Raw genomic sequence first — 21,499 nt, forward strand, 5'->3', positions numbered from 1 at the left:
CAATCAACGAGTTTCAAATCGCTCGAGCCCCGATCAAGACGCCACTGCGGTGGCAGAAATACTCACCCTCAGAATGCCCCACACGCGCTGGGCGGGAATACAAAAAAAGTGCGGGTGGTAGAGCGTGGACGGAAGCTGCGGTGAAGTGAACTCACGCCGAAGCTTACCTGCAATGCGATCGGCAACGACGCGTTGCTGATGCGACAAGCCGAATGAAAAAGGGGCAGACGCCAGACGACGCCTACCCCTTCTCATTTTGCAGTCCCGCAGCGGTATCGCTGCGGTATCGCTCTTAAATCAACGCGAATCCTTGCGGTATCACTCGAAATCGAGAAACGCTGAATCGAGTGCCGAAACGGCATCATCTGCCCAGCCGTCCGCTTCTCGCTCGTCGGCAATCAAATCGACCGCATCGCTGTCGATCCAATCGTAGGCATCCAGATCCACACTTGAATCAAACACCCCGTCCGCTGGGGAATTGTCGGCTACATTTGCGACCGATTTATCAGGACGTGGGGCGAGTGCGAAAGCAGAATCAGGCTCGGCCATCACTGCCACCGTCTCGCTCGTCATCAGCGCCAGCGGAGTTGCCGTGGCCGAAGCCGCAGCGATACTCTCGCCTTGTGCCAGCTCGCCAGAACCGCTTGCCGGTACCGGACCGCGAAGCATCAATTGGTTGATAACTTGCAACGCATCCAAGGCCGAGATTTGACGATCACCAGAGACGTCAAAGTAATTCGGGCCTCGATCACCGGGCTGAACCGGGATACTCGAAACGTTGCCACCGGCTAGCATCAGTTTGTTGATGATCAACAATGCATCCAACGCGGAAACGTCACCATCGGCGTTGACGTCCGAAAAATCATTTGGATTTTGCAGTCGGCTCGCAACAACTTGAACGCTGACAGTCGCAGGCGTACTGAATCGACCTTCGTTATCCGCGATCGAATAGGTAAACGAATCACGTCCGACAAAACCGGTCGCGGGGATGTAGCGAATCTTTCCATCGGCAAGCGGTACTGCGTCGCCACGACCTGGGGCCGAGACAATTCGAATACTCGCAAGGTTCAGTGTTCCGTTCTCGTCGCTGTCGTTCGCGGCAACGTCAATCACTACCGCTTCGTCGACAAACGTGCCTGCCACATCCGATTTGGCAATCGGAGCCGGGTTTGCATCAATTGTGATCACAGCAGGAATGCTACGAAGTCCAAGGTTGTCTGCGACGGAGTACGAGAACGTGTCTTTACCTGAGAAACTAGCGAATGGCGTGTAAGTCATCACTCCATTCAAATCAATTTGCACCGAGCCGAATACAGGCTGCAATTCGAGACGCACCGATGCCGGGTCAATTTGACCGTCGATATCCGAATCATTGTCCAAAGGACGAATGACGGTAGATCCCGAAGCTGCAAGCACTGGATTATCCGCCACCAAGGTCGGAGCGTCGTTAATTCCATTGATCACCACGCGAACCACCACCGGAGCACTGACCACGCCCGCGGCGTCACGCACTGTGTACGAGAACGAGTCGGTCAAGCTCTTGCCGGGCGCGAGAGCCTGCAACACCGATGCTTTCAGCGGGTTGTAGGTAATCGTCTGCGTCGCGGCATCAAACTTCACCGTCGCTCCGCTGACCGAGGTTGATTCCGCAGGCATAACCAACGTCAACGATTCGTTGGGGTTGGTCTGCAGATCGGGATCACCATCGTTAGCGAGCAACTGGGCTGCTGAAATCGTCAGCACAGTGTCTTCGTCCGACGGGTCCAGAACATCCGACAATGGTCGTGGCGGGTCGTTGACTTCGCCAATCTTGATCTGGAACGAAACCGGTGGCGAGATTGCTTCGCCGGAATCGGTTGCATTGACAACCACGGTCACCGCTCCGACGGCATTCAAGGCCGGAGTGAATCGCAACACGCCCGATTCGCTGATCACCGGAAGCGACGCAAACAGTGACTTGGAAGCTTCGGGCACGGTCACGTTAAAGACGACCGTTTGGCTGCTCTCGTCCGCAGGTCCGGGCGAGATCTGCGTTGCCCACACGGCGTTATACGGTCCGCTATCTTCGTCCACGGTGACATCGCCCGCGTTTGCAAATGTTGGCGGATCATTAACGGCCGTCACGCTAATGGTGAACGTTTGGGTGTCCCCAACGGCGTCGTCACCGATCGCAGCGTCGGACGGTCCGTTGTCACGAAGCTGTGCCGTAAAGACCGCTTGCCCTGCGGCATCCGGTGCCAACGTGTAGGCCAGCGTCGCAGACGATCCGTTGATGATCGCGTTGGGCGCGACCGAGAACAGCGAAGTATTTCCACTGATCTGCGTGATGACAAACTCGGTCTGCTGAGCTTCAATCGCTCCGGCACCTTCGAGTTCGTCGGTGGCACCGGCAGGTCCGGCTTGGACATTGGTTGCCCAATTTGGAACCCGTACGACGCCTCGTCCCAATCCCGTGTCCTGGTCTTCGATCGAAACCACGTCGCCCGCACCGCTAAAGATCGGTGCATCGTTGACGGGCAGAACGTTGATAGCGACGGTATTCGACGCGATCCGTGGGTTACTACGAACCGTACCACCCGTTCCAAAATCGACCGTCACGCCGTCATCCGAAACGGTGTAAATGATCGCGTCGTTACCGGTGAAATTCGCACGTGGTTTGTATCGAAGTGCGACCACTTCGCCGCTGCCGCCCAGCACTTGCGTCAACGTTCCGCCGTTGAGCGAAGTGACCGGAATCGGGGTTCCAAGCGATAAGGTTTGATTTCCACCTGGGGTAACGTTGGAGGCCTCGTTCGCGGGTCCAACCGTAAACACGTCCAACAAACCTGGGTTAGTGCTGTCGCCCCGAACACGAATTTCGACCTCGCCATCTTCGAGCATCGTGAATTGAAGTGGACTCACGGTGGGGTCGATTTGGGGCGGATCGTTGATCGGTTGGATCTCGATCGTCATCGTTTTGGCGAGCGACGAAATCAAGTCGCCTCGGGTAGCATTCCCAGGCCCATTGTCGGTAGCAACAATTTCGAACTGGAATTTGCCAAACGCGTTGGCTGCCGGACGGAACGTCAAGCGACCATTTGAATCAATCGATGGGAACTGAGAAAAGAACTGTGCCGCTTGATCCGATGCAAAACCGAGTGCCGTCACCGTAAACGTGACGTCTTGTCCCGTATTGGGGTCAATTTCATCAAACGCGTTAAACGGAGGTCCCGCGTTGATATTAAACGCATAGTTATTGATCGTGACGGCCGCTCCGTCCTCAGGCACCTCGATATTGGGGCGACTGATCTCAAACTCGGGACGGTCGTTGACCGGATTCAAATTCAACCGAACTTGATTGATCGATGTCAAGCGATCCGGTACCAGTGATCCCGCGGCAAGCGAGTAGGTTTCGTTGCCTGTGCTACTCTTGTCACGCACGGTGTAAGTGAACGTGTCGGCAGAGCCAATCGCGTTATTGAAATTGGCAGGGGGAACATAGTTCACACCAATCAACACACCGCCGCTAAAGACGCTCGTCAATTGACCGCCCAACGCAGTGGTTTCAGGGAAATCAAACAGTTCGAGTGTTTGGGATCCCCCAGGCAGTGCCGCAACTTCATTAGCCGGCCCCGGTGTAAAGACATCCAACAATCCGATTTGGCTGTACCCCGATGTTGCCGCCGGGCGGTTGATCGGAATAAAGAACGCTTGCGACGTGTCTCCGAGTGCTTGCGTGTTGTCTTCGCGAAGCGTGTAAGTGATCGTGCCATCGAAACCGACCGCATAAGCTTGGTCGATGATCGGGTTCGGGCCGGTAGGCACTACCCGGCCGCTGGTGCCGAGCACGCTCGCATTCAATCGCGGAGCATCGTTAACGGGCCGCACATTCAAGACAAACGTTTTGTCGGTCGAGCGTGGATCATTGAACGCCGGGTTATTCGGTTCCGCATCGGTCGCTCGAACGACATACGTTGCCGTACCGAATTGGTCGGGGGCGGGGAATACTTCCAAACTGCCATCGGCCAGCACACGTGGGCTCTGCAACATCAATCCCGCAGGAACGGTTGAAAGCGAATCGACGATGGTAAACGACAACGTTTGAACATCAATTTCATCAAGCGCAGTTGCAGGACCTGCGGCTTGATTGAACACAAATGCGGGAATCGTCGTCGAGAGTGAATCGTCACGCTCGAGCATATCGACAACCGGGATCGTTTGGAAAACCGGAGGATCGTTGGTCTCGGTCACCGTCAACGTCACCGTCGCCGGGGTCGTCGAGCGTTCATCGACCAGATCGCGATCCGCGATGCCACCGCCGAACACGGTCGCTCCGTCATCGGCAATCGTGTAGGTGAAGAAGTCGTTCGGATTGAACGGCGTTCGCTCGTTGTAATCGACTGGCGGTGCGTAGGTTCCGCTGACAAAGGCACCGTTGGTGAAATCGAAAGTCAGGATCCCACCAATGCCGGTTGTCAACGTCAATTGTCCGCTTCCGCCCGCCAAGCTGTTCACATCAACGGTGTTCGAGTTTGACGCGAACGCAACCACGCGAAGAGCTTGGTTTGTCTCGTTGTACGGAGCGGGCAGGGAGGCTGCAAAATTGCCGCCACGATTCGGTTGCTCGCCCACCTTGCCGTTGATCAGATCGGCTGCGGTGAACGTCAATACCGCGGGACCGGCGGGTTCAGCAACTTCGTCCAAGGTCAACGAACGGTTAAATGCAACCGGAACGTCATTAACGGGTTCGAGGAAAATCGTCGAGGTCACGGTGGATGTTAGCGGAGCACTGGTTCGCGTTCCATCGACCGCTTCGTTGACCCCTTGGTCAATCACCGTATAGGTGAACAACACTTGTCCATAAACATCTGCGGTGGGTGTGAACAACAAGTCGCCGTTTGCACCCAGCGTCAACGTTCCCAGGGTCGGATCGACCAAGGCGACGGGGTTAATCAAACGGATCACGCCGTCGTTGCCACGGATAGCTTGATTTTCGTCCGCAGCATCAAGCGGTCCGCTCGAGTCATTTTCCAGCAAGAAGGCCGCTGGAATCACCAGCGATTGATCTTCGGTAGGTACCGGAGCGGTCAAGCCACGCGAGGTGAAGTAGTTGACATAGGCAGGATTGTCGATCGAGACGGAGTCAGTCGCCAAGAACGGTGCGTCGTTCTGTGGCGTGACCCGAATCGAAGCGGTTGCCGTTACCGTTTTTGCTGACGAATTGACGTTGCCCGAATCGGTTACTAATACACCATCGTCTTCGACGGTGAACAGGAATTCGTCTAATCGCAGTCCGCCACCGGACAACGGCAAGTTGTCGCTATTGAAGTTTGCAAGCGGTGTGTATTGAACTTCAGTTAACGAACCATCTACCGCAAACGTGGCGGTCAACGTCCCGCCCTCGACCGTGATTGCTGCCGTGTCTGCGTTTGATTGAGAAATCGTGGTGCCTGAGCTTGGATCTCCTGCAACGCGGCCGCCGGTGATCGAGATCACTCGTAAGTTTTGGTTTGACTCGTCAAACGGCGGAGTTGGAATCGCTGGATCGCCATGACCAGTGGCACCGCTTAGCAGCGCGGATGCTGGAATTCGCAACGTCGTTTCTTCACTAGTGACAAAGTTCTGATTCGACGCTCCGGGATCGTCGTTCACTGGTGCAATATTGATGGTTACTGTTGCAAACGTCGACAACGAAACCGCATTAGGGCTGTTGTTCTGCTGAGTGCTCAAGCGATACGTGAACGTATCTTCGCCGTAATAATCAGTTTCGGGTGTGTAGGTGAACTCACCCGTCAATTCATTCGTGACCACCACGGTACCGTGAGCAGGTTGCTCGCCGACAAAATAGCGAACAGGCAAAATCTGGCCACCGATACCGATATCATTGTCAAATAATGACGACTGACTCGTGGCACCTCCATCCACAACCAAAGGAATATCTTCAGTCGCGGTATAAGAGTCAGTAATCGGGATTGGAAGGGCGACTGGCAGCACCGAAACTACGTAATCTTCGACTTCCCCTCCGACCGATACTCCCACAGGACCGAGATTGCCGCCGGTGCTAATTCGCAGTCGCATGATCGTGTCGCCGGCACCGAGTGCCGCGACCGACGCGGGAGCGAAGAACGAGACCATATTGATGCCATTGACCACCGGTGAATTCGTCAGAATCTGTTCGTTGCTCTGGAAGATACCGTCGCGGTCGAAGTCAATCCAACCATCGACTAGACCAGCCCCCGTTGCGGTGACTGCCATAACGGATCCGGCAGGATCCAACGGATTAACGAACCCTAGAACCTGACTTGGCGAAACAGCATTCGGGTCGGTTCCAGGCGTGGTGAATACTTTCAAAGTGATTCCCCCGGGCGCGTTGAACGTTCCGATGGAAACACCATCTTCGTCATCAACTGCGGTGATTTCGAATGTATCGACCGCAGGATCCGATGGGCTTGCTTTGGCTTTCAAGGCAACTCGCAACGAATCGCCTGTTTGTGCAATCCGACCGTTGATCGCAGTCACCATCTTGGCAGCAACCTCCGCAGGTGTGTCAGTCGCGGTGATGATCACAGGCACGTTGCCATCCTGAGCATTGTCAGTCGCTTTGATCAATTCGAACGTCGTCACAGATCCGCCCACGATAACTTGCAGTTTCTGACCCGTGGTCGGCGTCGATGCGTTGACACTAATCGTAATCGTGTTGGCGGCCGATGCATCAATGTCAAAGATTCCTCCGGATTCAATGGCATTCACGACAAGGGGTTGGTCATCGCCATTGGCCCCCGCAGTCGGTTGCCCATCGGCTTCCGTGTCGAGGAACTGCCCTAACCGTGGTGTGCGATCGCCGCCGACAGTGTGGCGAGCACCGTTGTCGGCAAACAAGGTGCCATACGTAACTGGAGCATCGCCAAGATCGAACAGAACATCTGGCATAATGATCGTAAAACGGGTCTCGTCGTTGACACGAGTTTCCAAAACCGGGTTGCCAGCAAGATCGGCTATTGCGGGAACGACGGTACCGAAATCAACGAGAGCGGATCCACCGGAACGACTTTGAATCGACGCGGCTTTTTCAATCAGCAGCGTCCCCCCGCCTGGCGAGAACGTATTAACGTCCAATGTGGCTTTGCGAATTGCCGCTTGCAGGGTTGCGGCGGTCGACGAGGCCGGGAACTGGTCGGTTGGCAAGAAGGCGACAGGGATTGCTCCACCGCTGGTACCAGCAACCGATACGCCGCTGTCCACAGGGTTGATCGACGCAAGCGATCGAGAGACTCCAGCAGCAGGAATCTCCAACTGTTCACCCAGCAGCACAACCGCTCCGTTCGCAGACGGATTCAAGTCGGCACCAAATGTGGCATCGATCTCGCTCGCCGTCAAAGCAGCGATCTGGTTGGGGGTGGCAAGCCCGCCGAGCAGAATAAGTCGATTGGCACTCGTTAGCGTCGGATCGGTCGTATATTGGAACGTAACCGGAACACCATCTACGGTGACAATGAATCGTTTGCCATCTAGCGAAGAACCTGTGGCGGTGCCCGGAATCGTCATCCGTAACGCGCCGGTGACGCCTGGGACACCTTCTAATGTGAAAGAACTTGGATTGGTGTCGCTGGCGGCCACATCAAAGGTAAGGGTGTCGCTAACACCGCCACCTAGGACCACGCGACCGTCGATTGCTTGACTCGCGCCCAAACCAAGCGCGGGATAATTGCCGAATGCTGCAACGACTTTTGTCGCGATATCCGAAGGTGTGTCTTTCGCCGAAAACACAATCTTGCTTGGATCGGACAAGAACATTGGATCCGAAGTGAACTGAAGCGTTACCGACTCCGTTCCTGCAGTGTACGTCAGACTCTCACCTTCACGAACGCTTGCCGCGACGCCAGAGAACTCGAGCCCATTTACTGTACCGGCAACGATGTGCCCTTGCTTGGTCCCAAGCTGCAACTGATTGCTTGCCAATCCGATCGTCGTTGGTTCGAGTTCGAGGAACTCGGCAACAGTAATCGAGGTTCCCGTTTGTATACGGTTCAAGGCAGCCACGATTGCATCGCGAACCTCTTTAACCGTTCCACCGCTCTTCAAATTGACTTCGACGTTATTGCTGCTAAACGAACCGGCAGTATTGATCTCGAAAGTCCGAGATTGCCCACTGGGGCCGATTATCGAGAACGTTTGTTGGTCTTGGAAAACAGCGTTGGTACCACGGACGGTGATCAAATTGCTTTGTGGAATCGAGAACACATATCCACTTTCGAACTCAAATACAGACTGAGCTCCAGACGCATCCGTAATCACGATCTGGTCGCCATCTGTGATTGTATCGCCCGCCCCCAACTGCAAACTGGTGCGCTGTTTGTTGTTCAGCGTGATTTCGTACACCGCGTCGCTGCGGAACAATCCCGCCAGCGGCGTCAAGCGAATTGATCGACTGTTGGCACTGTAGCCAAACACATAATCGATGCCTTCGACCATGCGACGGCCATTTTCCGTCAGCAACACAGACTCGTTGGTGATCGTCGCGGGATCGGGTCCCGTGCCAGCATCGTCGCGAAGTTGGACTTCGAAGAATTCGACAGTGCCTTGGCTCAAGCGAACAAAGGATTCATCGACGTCACCGTCGCCGCCCACAACAATCACTCCAACCGCATCCTGAGGCTTCGTCAAAATCGCCTTCGGCCGTTCGACATCTGCGCGATCGATCGCACCACGGTCGATGCTCGGGTTCAGTCCCACACCACCTGGAGTCTGCACGTTGGTGTCGTCGACACGCTGCTGACCATAGGCATCAAACGCCGGAGCAATGATCGGCGACGGACTAATCCCCACAGGCTGTTTGACGGTCTGGAAAAAGTCCGAACGATCAGGCAACGATCCAACCGAACTGTCGATCACCAGCGAACCAAAGGCAGGGATATACAAATTGCGAGCCGGGTCTTGGAACAGCGCTGTCGTATTGCCAATCACGATCGACGAAGACGCCAAAGGCAGCGTCGAGTTGGTCGCATTTTGATGGAACACATTCGCACCCACGGTGGTTCCTGCGTTTCGCGACGAAGCATCGACACTGATCCCGGTGTTAAATCCGGAAACAATATTATTCAGTAGCGTGGGACTCGCTGAGCCTTCGACACGAATGCCCAACCCACCACCGGAATTCACCAACGTGTTGTTGTACAAACGCCCGAAGGGAACCGGAGCGGCATATTCGGTGCCTGTTGGAGTGTCACCGGAGAACAGAATGCCTCCCGTCCCCGACGTGTGGACGACGTTATTGGCGATCACGGCCCCGGGGATCAATTGCCCCGTATTTTCATTACGCAGCAGGCGAGCCGAACCGGGTTGAGGCATCCCCGTTGGAGTCCGGTCCCCGGCAGCAGCAACAATACCATAATTACCCGAGTTACTGATGAAGTTGCTCGAGATGATTATCTGGCCCTGGTCTTCCAATCGATTTTTATCGCTGATACCAAACTGGTAATCGACCATCACCACGTCGCGATCTGGGATCTCGGCAGAAGCGGCAGCATTTGGACGAATAGTCAAAGCGTATTCGCCATAGTCGGCGGCGCGAGTTTCCACGAATAGTGGACTTGTGAAGAAGTCGACGACGATGGTCGTTATGCCATCAACGTCTCCGAGATCAACAAACGCGCCTTCGACGGTCGGATTGAGCGACGCCACCTCGGCGGCAATCACTGCCTGAGTTTTCTGAGCGATCACCTCAGGTGTATCGGCCAGGTCGATAAGAATCAGCTTGTTCGGGCTAAACGATCCTGGAACCGTCGTGTACTGGAACTTCGTTTGCTCGCCGCCCACATCAATCAAGAAGGTTTCACCGTCAAGCAGAGCCGCGGAAGCGAAGAATGGAATCTCTAGCGACGTGTTACTCCAAACATTCGCACTACTGACCATTACGTCATAGTAAGCGTCAGCGGGAGCCGTGAAGGACGCAAACGCACCTGCAGTGGACTCACCCGGAGCCGAACTTGGCGTGTGCAGACTTGTGCGAAGGAGTCGATTAGGTCTGAAATTATTACTTGGCAGCGAAGCTTCGAAGACACTAATGACGGGCAGGTCAAGGACTTCGTAACCTCGCGTCCAACCCGCACTGTCGACGTCAATATCAACCGTCTGGCCCGCTTTCAAGTAGATACGCACACTATCGGTATCGTAATGCGGAACATAATTAATGATGACGGGATCATCTTCGAATTGTTCGCCGGTGGTGACGTAATCACCAATCTTGCCTACACCGACCAACACATCTGCAGTACCGTCCGCATAGCCGCTGACGGCGGATCGAGCCAACGCGTTGGGTGAATTCACCTCGGTCACGGTGTCGGCTACATGATCAATCACCGGAATCGTCATCGCGGTTTCGCGGCCTTGGAAAGTTTCCTCGGCAACCAAGTCCATTTTGATGAATCGTCCCTTTCCGGGATTCACCGTAATACCGTTGCCGAATAACTCAACAAACGCACCCGACGAATTCCCAGCCTCACGGCTGTCTCCGGTTGCCGCAGTCAATTGGAAACTATTCTGAACCTGAGACGAATTGATCGCATTGCGAACCGCTCGAGCAACCAAACCTGGATCTCGGCCACTTGCATCGTATTGTACCGGCACGTTGCCTGGGGTAACGCTTGATGGCCCCGTATCAGTAATGGCGTTGAACTCGAAGGTCAGACGCTGAATTCCATCACTGATCACAAACGTGTCGCCATCGACAATGTCGATACCGGCCTGCACGATCAAGGTGACGGCTTCATCATCAAGTCGATCGTTGGTGTCAAACGTTCGCCCCGAGCTCGAAGTGACGTCCAATTTCAAATTGATGGGATCATAATCTTCGGGTACGCCATATTCATCGCTGGTACGTATTTCCAAAGAGTATTTTCCGACGAGCGTTTCATTCTGTCGTTCGGGCTGGATGGCGCGAGGGTCCGAATCGGGCAACGTTTCCGGATTGAATACAAAAGTCGTATTGTTGTTCGGTGCATTCATCACCATTTCGCCACGTTCGGCGAAACCGACGATAATATCATCGATGTAGATGCCTTCGACCACGTTGTTGGACGCACTGTTCACTTCACGTGCCCCATTACTCACGCTACTCGATCGGCGTTCGCCAAATTCATCCGCGGGTAGCGGCGAATCGTAGAAATTGCCAAGACGGTCGTAATACGAACTTCCGTAGGGCCCTGTATTGACCGGTTGTGCATTGAAAATACGAATGCGGTCGTCGCCGTACAGCTTGAAGTTATCCGCGGTGGCATTGTTACTGCCATCGGTTGTGACAAGTCGCCCCAAGCCTTCGGCCAAGGAAATACGCAATCGCTGCGCAACTTGGGAACTGTCCATATCTGCGGACAATTGCACGGGGATCGCGTTAAATCGATTCGTTGAAAATCCAACAATCGCCGATCCGGGACTTGAAGTGACCGACAAAGCATTCAGCAAATTGATTTGCTGATTCGACTCGAGATAGCCTTGCAAACGCAATGGCAACGCCGCCAGAACGGCATTTGCAACCTCCGCTGCCGACCACGCTGGGTCATAGACAATTTCCGTCGATGCCCCGGTAGCGGTAGCAGCGGTTACGAATTTGAACGTCAACCGATTGGTGCCAAGAACATCGTTTTTGGCAAGGATATTGATCGTTTCATTTTCAACGATCTGCGAGCCTTCAGGCAACGTGATCGGCACCGATGTCTCGTTGACCAATTCGGTTGCGATTGTGAACGAAGACGCCCCAGTGGAGATGAATGCAAACGGGAAACCACCGCGAGCCACGTTGATACCATTTCCGTTGATATCGACAAACGCCTGCATTTCCACTGGCAGGATGCTGATAATTTGCCCATACAAATCGGCTGCGGTATCGGTATCGTCAAAGATGATCGGCGTGAAACCAAAGCCAGGCGTGGTCCCGGAGCCAGACTCGATAAATGTAAATCGTGCAGACCGACCTCCTGCAAATACGGTAATACTTTCGCCATCGACGAGATTAATGCCGTCAGCAATCCCGAGATTCAAGACAGTCGTATCGTTAAAGACCGTCGTCGCGACCGTTATCTGCGAGCTTACAGCCCCGGCGGTGGCGCTCGTCGCCAAGAGTCGAACTCGCGTCGGATCCGAGAATGTGATCAATCCATTAAAGGACGTTGGTAAGGCAGCTAGCAATTTTGACGCAACTTGCGCGGCGGTATCGGTCGTTTGATAGTTGACTTCCAAAGGTCCTGGTGCAGTGGCTGAGTTGTTGAAGGTAATGACCGTGGTGACTCCTGATGCCACCAATGTCAGCGTTTCACCATCTGTCAAACTCACCCCAGCGGGCAGCCGAACTTCTTGAGCGGGACGTGGACCTAAATTGATATTCGAGCCCGCGGTATTGGACGAAGCATTCGTAGCACCATAGAACGTCACGAGGGTCCCATTAACGATCTTGTCCACATTATTTGGCAATGCCGCAGCCACGCGATTGGCAATGGTTGTTGCGTTGTCGCCAGGTTGGAAATAGACCTGGCCGGCAGGCGCTGTTCCCGTGCTCTGAATGAATGTGATCGTCGGGTTCCCCGGCGCATTGATCGAGATCACTTCACCATCGATGAGTCCTGCACCATTGGGCACCCCGATATTTAGAGCGGCAACCGAGGCAGTACCAATCGCCGCGGCGCTCGTGACGCTGCTAACGGAGGTCGCGTTGACAAGCACATCCCCGCTATTGCCGTAGTCAAGCAACGCGCTAAGTCCGGAAGGCAATGCGCGGACCAAACGTTCCGAGATGACTTGAGCAGATTCACCATCCTGAAAATTGACCTGCCCCGGAGAAGCGAAGGGGGATTTCACAAAGGTGATGCGAGTGGTAACTCCCATTGGCGAAACAATGTCCAAAGCTTCACCATCGACGAGGTTGTCTCCGTCGGGTAACGAGATCGCAAAGCGGTTCTCGTTGATCGCAACATCCGTCGTAATCGTGTTTCCACTGGTCAAAGTACCCAGTGTCGGCAAGACAGGCGCCAGGAACGTGATCGTGCCATCGCCGCGGCTAACCGCGTCAAGCTCCGTCGGCAGCACTGCGAGAATACGTTCTGCAATCTGCACCGCGGTGTTGGTAGGTGAATATACGATCTCGATGACCGCTGGATCCGTTACCGTTCCTGCCGCAGTAACAAGCTGAATCGTCGTCGATGTTGTCTCACCTTCGAACGTGATCTGCTCGTTCGCAACAACGCTACTGCCATCGGGAACAATCACTTCCGTCGCCGTCGCTTCGACCTGAACCGGATTGGACTGGGCCACCGGGGAATCACCAAAAATGGTCACTGCCGATGCAGCCAGCAGGCTGATTCTTCCCGCCCCTTCGTTGTAGGGTTGCAGCGATTTTGGCAATATTTTGAAGACTTCGGCAGCGACTTCGGCTGCGGTTTGCGAAGGATTGAACAGAACTTCGCCCGGTCCCGCAGGTGCCGTATCGGTGAACGTGATCGTGACAAGCTGTGGGACGCCATTGACCGCCGGCCCTTGGACGGAGAATGAATCTCCGGTCTTGAGTGCCGAACCCGCAGGCAGCACGATGTCCTTACCGATAATGTTTTCAAAGAACACCGTTTGCGCGGTGGAATTGTCAAGAATCGAGAACTCTTGATGGTCGCGCAAACGGCTGCCGTCGGTAGCGACAAGCTCGAACGAGTCATATTGAGCTCGCATCGCACCGGCGGTGGAGAAGTCGAAACGCAGTCGCACGTTTTTGCTGCCAGCCAACGGAGCGATATCGACACGTGCTTGTCGCCATGCGTCGGCGTCATCAAACAACTCTTGAACCGGAATCCCGGACTCGTTGAAATAATCGTATTCGTCTGCACGTGGCAGTTCACGGAAATTGTTATTGGTCGCCAACAGCACCCATTTGCCGTCGTCGCCGGAACCGAACACACGGAAGCTGTCGTTCTGTAATCGACCGTTGGCGTCAGGGTTGTAATCGTCGTCGCCTTCGACTTCCATGCGGTAGGTGAAGTACAACGTTGGTTTGTCCGAGGCACTATATCCTTCAAGCGAAAAGCCACGCGAGATGACGCTGCCATGTGAACCGCCCGGTGCAAGCGTTCCGAGATTGTCGCCATCAGGACGTTCAATCGTGTTATTCGCGGCGTTGCCATTGATCTCGAAACCGTAATACAGGCTGTCGCCGCCGCTTTCGTGGATCCGGGTGTTGTCAACAAAGCGGTCGGTACCATGGCCAAACTCATTTCCACGATCACTGGTTTGGTGCCATGGACTCGCTTCGAGCGTACTGAATGCCAACCCCGTCGGAGAATCCGAAATGGAGATGCCGGTATAAGTAGTCAGTGCAAGTGCCGAACGACCATTAAAGAAGACGTTAGCGGGAACGATCTTATTGTTTTCGATTTTGAAGGCGTATAACCAACCGTCGTCGGTCGTGGCAAACATGGTGGACTGAAAGGCTTGCCCTTCGATACGTTGCGGTCCCATTGTCATCCCGGTAAACCGCGGGAAAGTCTGCCCAGTCGAAGCGGCATGCGTTGGATCAATCGGCACGACACCATAAAACGTGGTTGGAATCACACTGTTGTAACCCGCCGCAGGGCTTGCCGAATCGGCCGCAGTTGTGGTGAATGGATTGACGAGGTGAACTCCACCCAAATTCGTTACGGCGTAGAAATTGCTAGAAGAGTTGGGTACAAAGCCAATCCCTGTGATCGTACCGCCGTCGCCGCCTAAACCGTTAATATTCCCGGTGTCGATCACACCAAGCTCAAATTCATCCGATGCAGGTCCTTGCGTCGTTGAATAGGGGAACGTGCCGGTAAAGGTGCGATCTTGATTATTATTGGTGCTCCCATTACTTAACGCTTCACCGCTATTGGTCTGCATCTCGTATAGCAAGTTTGTCCGTAGTCCGAAGGGAACTTCACCTCGTCCACTTGTATCACGCGATCCCACCGCGAAAAAACTTTCGCCATCGGTGGGTGCACTCCTGTTGTTTACGCCCCCATCAAACTCACTGCTCAGGAAGGCGCTCGGCAACGGATAAGTCATTGCTTCGACAATAAACTGAGCGTTGTCATCATTTTCAAGATCGGTGACATTGGCGTTATTACGTTGGAACGTTAGACCGTCGTCGCCGATGCTGTTTGCGGCACCGTCGAGCGAACTAATATTCAACAAATTCCCAATATTACCGTTGGTACTATTGCCCGTGGGCGGAGCGGTGCTGTAGGCAAACAGCTCTCCATCATCACGCATCGCAAGATCGCGAGTAGCGGGACCGAAATCGCCGATGGTCCGTTCCAATACACCCGTAAACGGATTGAAACTGACAAGGGTACTGCGATTGCTTCCGGTCAATCCATCGTCGTAATTGACGAACAAACGCATATCATCAAGCGTGTACGGAACGAAAGAATCTTTGTCGAACAACGATTCGATCACCGATGCATCGGCGGTGTAATTGGCGAATTGGTCAACAAAGGGCTCTTCGAAATCAGCATCAAAAAACGCTGTAAGCGTCCCGTCAAACGCCTCGTCAGCAATTCGGCGAACCGAGTTGATCGGCATCAGACGCACATCGTTGTTGACGGCGTTGGGCGAGAAGAATTGGTTCAGCGCTGCAGGCACTGCCATCGCACTACTGACCGCGACGTAATATCGGCCTTCGGGCAACTCCACTGGGCCGATGTAAGCGTCGAGCGTTCCGACAGAACCGCCGGTCAGATTGGTTGCGTCGTCGCCCTTGAGCGGACGTCCGGTATCGTCCGCAATATTGGAGTCGCGGCTATGTAAAATCAAGCGACCTTGCGAGTCATAGACAGACAGCGACGTATTGACCCGGCCCAATCCGTCGGCGTAATCGACGTCAAACGTAGTGGTGACAAAGCGATTCTCGCTGTCAAAAACATCCGGTGCAATCTGCTGCGCCTGCAAATCGACTTGATAGACATCGACGTCTTCCATTCGAACAAGTTGATTGATGTCCGGGATATTTCCGATCATCCCGCTAACGACAAGCGACCCGCGATCGGTGGACAACAGATTCCCCAACGGATCAGCTTGTCCAAAGTTGAATCCGAGTCGATTTTGAGCATCTTCGGGAATAAATTCGTCGCCACTATTAGGCGAATTTGGAGTGGGGTCAAACAACGCAGCGCCGTTACGTAGCTTGTCCGTTGCATCACCAGTCAACGGGGAATGCAGCGGTGCTCCAGCGAGCGTTATGGCATTGGTTGCGTAACGAATATCGGCCAACTGAACCGTCGACCCAGCCACCTCATCCGCCTCGCGAAGCCGCAGCGAAAGCTGATACTGACCGGCCGATTTCGCATTGGCGCTTCGTACGCGGATGCGATAGGTATTCAGTTGGCTGGTAGATCCATCGAGCACCACGCGGAACCCTGCATCCAACGCGTTTGGTGACTCGACGGCCCCGTCGCCTGTACGATAAAGCGGATTGACACTTCCAGCAGGGAAGGATGGGTCGATATAAACAAGTGAACGATTGCGTGATTCAGCAAACGAATTGTCACTGCGGACCAAAACTTTTCCGTTTACATCGATCAGCTCCACCACGGTATCTAAACCGAACGAGGTGTCATCAATATCAACAAAGACTTCGGTCCCGCCGGTGGCGTTAAAGCGATAGACGTCAACATCGTTATTAGCTGCCAACGTCCCTCGAATGTTGAAACCAAGCCGTTCATTTTCGTCGCCAGCATATTGGTGCCGGGCCAAGGTCCCAACGAGTTCACTACTGAAAATACTAGCCGATGCATTTTGCAGAATTGCCGAGGGCACCGCACGCTCTTGCTCAAGGACATAGGCAACGTTGCGGTCGTTTGCCAAGGCTTGAATTTCCAGGCCAGCCCAATCGCCCGCTGCAGCTGTGTTGACATCGCTGCCGGTATTAAGCGTATCGTTCTGAGCGACGCCGTCGGGCGTAAAGCCAGCACCGACAGTGTTGTCATTGAGACTGGTCAAGACCACAGGGTTGCCGGGCGAACCAATGACTTGCAGTGTTCCGCCAATTCGATCGTTAATATCCAAAGTCCGACCACCGCCAACCAAAGTCGCGCCGGTACCGAACTTAACGACCAAACTTTGGTTCGGATCGCTCTTTAATCGCAATCCGCCACGATAAGCATGGGTAAGCGAGTCAATTTCGCCTTCCACAACATGCACAATGTCGGTGTCGTCCCAAACGCTTTCCGTCGTCAGAATCTCACTACGAACTCGCATCCCATTAATCATGTTCCCATCAAGTTCGTTGCCGGAAACCAATGGGCCCTGATTATCTAAGTCCGTCGCGACGATATTGATCGGTCCGGTACTGCGACCTTGATCGAGAACGCTTTCAAAATTCAAAGCATTCGGGTTGATGCTAATTGCCGCACCCAAATTGTCAGTGATCACATTGTCCACGATAGTGGGCTGAGCACCACGAACGAAGATGGTCGAATCGTCGTTAAATCCGCGTCCGCCCCGAATACTCTGGCTTACGAAACCGCTGGCATTGCGACGCAGTGTCGAATTTGCGATTCGCACATCACTTTGCAAAATCTCAACAGCATTGAACTCGGTGAATCCACCTTCGATCGGAGTGGTCCCTCCGCCGTAAGCAATCTCAACAAAATCGAGACTAGCGGTGGAACCTTGTCGGAAAACTAAACCGCCCCAATCCCCAGGCGTTGGAACACCACTGCTGGCGAGATCGGCATCGTCGTTAGTGTCAAACGTTCCGCCGGCGCCATACGAGTCGTCCAGACGACTTGTAAAGATCACCCGATTTCCGTCAGTACCCTCAGCGTAAAAATCCGCACCAAATGTCGCTTCAATTCGTGCACTTTGCAGCTTGACCACCAAACCTGGATCAACGGATAGTCGCGCATTAAAGCGAGGCAGCAGTGCTGCGTTACCGATGGTGTGCGTTGGCAATAATCCGCCACGGGTAGCGCCTCGGTCGGTGTAGCTGCTGGTTTTACGATTCAGCTGCGTCACAAAGACATAATCGCCACTCACGGGGTCTAAACGATACAACCGCCGACCGGCAAATTCCGCCGGTGCCGCCGGCAAATTGTTCAGCACAATTGCTCCGCCCGATCCCGCAGGACGCGTGGTTGTATCAAGACTCGCAAGCGATTCGTTGCCCTCTTCGGTGACGTAGGTCAACCGATAACTGTACGGCGTGTTAGGAACCAACGTACCGCCGGTGGCATCGGACAACGTGACGCTGCGGACGCTCGGCTTGTCTTCCAACAGAATCGGTCCGCCTGGTTCTCCCTGCAATACCAAGACTTGGCTGATGACGTGAACAATATCCTTGTCATCCATCCGTCCGCTAACGGTCATCGGTTCAAGCTGACCGACTGCGGGCGTTCGCACCCGCACAAACAATCCGTTGATGCTGTTATCGCTGAGCACATTGCCAACGAGATCGGGTCCGACTCGATCGTAATCGCTCGTAAACGCCTGGACGCGTTGATAGGTCGGCGCGTGAAAGTTTGTCTCGAGAAAACTATTCGGATCAGCGCTTATCGCGGCTTCCGCACTATCGGTAATCGTGTTGTAGATCACCGTAGGCCGGCTTTCGTACATCGCGACCGGAGTAACAATCGGTGTGTTTGGCGTTAGACTGCCGCCACCATAGGTGATCGTTGCATGCGAAACATAATCCAAGAAGATCCCTTCGGTTTCCCAAACGCCGCGACCCTCGGAGTAATCAAAATCGTTTCGAAATTCGATCCCACCCCATTCCCCAGGAGCAGGTGTGGAATTCAATACATTTGTATCGACGCCCAATGACTCATCATCGTAGCTGGTGAAATAAACGGTGCCGGCATTTTGGATCAACGGATCTCCCGCCGCATTGGACGGCAGGGGCGTCCCCAAGACTTGGAATGCAGCTAGCGATCGATCCTCGTCGGTCGATTCACTTCCGACCCCAATTTTCGCCTTGAAAAGCTTAAAGATGGCTCCCGCGTCAGCCATCACGGTCACCCCTTGGGGAACCTTGAAATCAGCCCCGTCCTCCAGCGTCCCCTTGCTGGGATGAATTCCAATTTCGTAGGCCAAGTTATCGCCTACGGTTTGGATCAATCCATCACCACCGCCGCTGGGCAACAATCGCACAATATCAAACGGGCGTGCTTTAGCAAAAGCATCACTAATCGTGCGAAGTGGTGAAGAAAGCGTGCCGCTATTAAAGGCTGTCCCATCGTCCTTGGAAACAAAGATTACGCGAGGCTCATCGACAGCGGGGGTAGGCGTGTCATTTGCAACACGGAACCAGAAGTTGAAATTACCGCCTTCTTTGCCGTCAGCATCGCCATCCAAACGGCTGTTGTTAGTATCGGTGATCGTTGCCCCACGCTCACCGACGAAAGTGACGCGGAGTTGGTAAGAACCTTCGGTTCGCCCTCCCAATCCGCTGCCGTTGACATTGCCGTTGTAGCTTTCGTTTCCAACGGAGCTGACACCGAGTACATAGGTGGAAGGGACTTTGGCTCCGGTGTTATCCACTGGCAACACGATATCCAAGCCAATCAGCGAGTCGTTACCGTAGAAGTCCCCATTACTGGCCACTAACTCGTACTGTTGAGTCGCCGCATCCACCACACGGTAAAGTGTCAAATGGGTATCAAGCAGGCTGCCATCTTCTAATCGCTGGGCGAACGTCTCTGCGGTAATGCGACCATCTTCGGTTACCGAAAATGAATAAAAGTCGACATCGTTACTCTCAGGCCGATGCAGTGCTTGACCAACCGAAATATCACTTTGCGCTAAGAAATCGGGTTCAACTGGCAAATTGGGATAGAAATCGGTGAACGCCAACGAATTGGGTTCGTCCGGTGATGATCCCCCGGCTCCCGAGCCTGGCGGCAAGTGAAACGCAGGCCCAATGCCTAGCAGTGAGCCGATCCCACGAACGGCCTCGACAAACCACGCGGGTCGACCGTCAGGGCTCAGTCCGTAGCCATCGAACCAGTTTTCACCAGCGTCCAAAACTAAGACGCCTTGCGTGGGATCAAAATCGTTGACTCGATACAGGCTGTACGGTGTATCACCACCCCCAGTATCGGCAGAATCAGCGATCGCGCGTAAATCGCCAGTGACGATTTGCAACCCACGATTCTCTGACTCAATGAACTGAACGCCAAGCCGATCGGCATAGAGCGATAGAACCTCACGCGCACGTTGTTTCTGGGCTTCAGTGATCGCGTTATCCAGAGGATTGTTCTGAGGATCAACTCCATAACGATTGGCGAAGTTATAAAAATAAACATCAACACCGGTATTGGTATCGTAACGGCCAACGGTTGCCGAATCACGTCGATTATCGCGAATGCCACTTACATCGCCCGCACCAGGCCAACTCGGGATGATATCGGTCGTCGAGCGAATCATGCCACCGTCAATGACCACACTATCGGTGCCATTGCCAAACGAAACCGACAACGGCATCGCGCCAGCGAATACATCGCCAGCATCGCTGGTGCTAGTTATCGAGGTAGGCGCCGACGGCAATGCTTCGCCACTGCCAATCCGCAATCGGAACGAGCCTGCACCCTTGGTCGAGATTGGCCCTAGATTTCCACTGGCGTCGTTTGGCAACTTCGACAAATCCGCGTCAAACGTCAACACGGCACGGTTCAGCGCGGGGTCATAAACCACATTGCTAGGCTTATAGACCGCGTCGTCGGTGTTTTCAACGGTTCGTTGACTAAAGACGAGTTGGTAAAAAGTTGGATTGACCACACTTCGCGACGAAGTGCTGGTCGAAATGGGCCCCGCTGACGGGTTCGATAGCGGATCGTTGTTGAAGTAAACATATACAGTGTCACGCAGTTGCGTCCGCGCAGCACCCACACCTTCTACTGGTTGCGGAACCACGGCTACCACACGAGGTCCAACCTCAACTTCAAAACGAATATCCTGAAACGGACGATCAGGATCGGCTGGATTAGGTGGCACCAGCAATTCGCCAAGATTGTTCTTTAGACCAACGATCCCCTGATTGGTGTCATCGAACCCAGCAATTTGAACGAGATACTGATCGTCGGGCAAAGTTTCTGCAAATCGGGCGACAACGATTCGAGTTCCGCTCTCGTCTTCGAACCCGAGATAGCCAGGAACAATTGAAACTTCATTGCCTTCGCTAAATGAACCATCGCCTCCTGCCGCAGTAAAGCGAATTGACGACAACGTGTTGGGGTCGAGTCGTTGACCTCCGTCAAAGCGGAACGTCAACTCGGTTGGCGAAGCCTTCAAGACATTATTGTCCTCAAGGTCAAACAATTCACCGGAATTTGCTGCCAGTGCAATCAACTCGGGCGATGTGTCAGAGGCTCCTAACGACGCAGCCAACAACTCGCGACGCTCAAGCGTCTCGTGATGCAAACGACGTGAAGTTTTCTTCGACAGCGGGGAGGATTTGCGAAAGTTTCGTCGCTGAGTCATGTTCGCCCGAACCTCGAGGGATCGTATTAAAAGGAATGTGGGGATCGTC

1 protein-coding gene is annotated in these 21,499 nt (G+C 54.1%); it reads right to left on the reverse strand.

Going from position 1 to position 21,499, the window contains the following annotated elements; translation table 11 throughout:
* Positions 1 to 318: 318 nt before the first annotated feature.
* Positions 319 to 21,450 (reverse strand): tandem-95 repeat protein, encoded by a 21,132-nt coding sequence (locus tag ABD971_RS06200; protein WP_345320417.1) that lies wholly within the window; start codon positions 21,448 to 21,450, stop codon positions 319 to 321.
* Between the last annotated feature and the right edge of the window lie 49 nt (positions 21,451 to 21,499).

The organism is Novipirellula rosea (assembly GCF_039541335.1).
GTDB lineage: Bacteria > Planctomycetota > Planctomycetia > Pirellulales > Pirellulaceae > Novipirellula > Novipirellula rosea.

What these genes read in the sequence shown, in the direction of transcription:
- ABD971_RS06200 (WP_345320417.1), bottom strand. Translation starts at nt 21,450, where the DNA reads ATGACTCAGCGACGAAACTTTCGCAAATCCTCCCCGCTGTCGAAGAAA.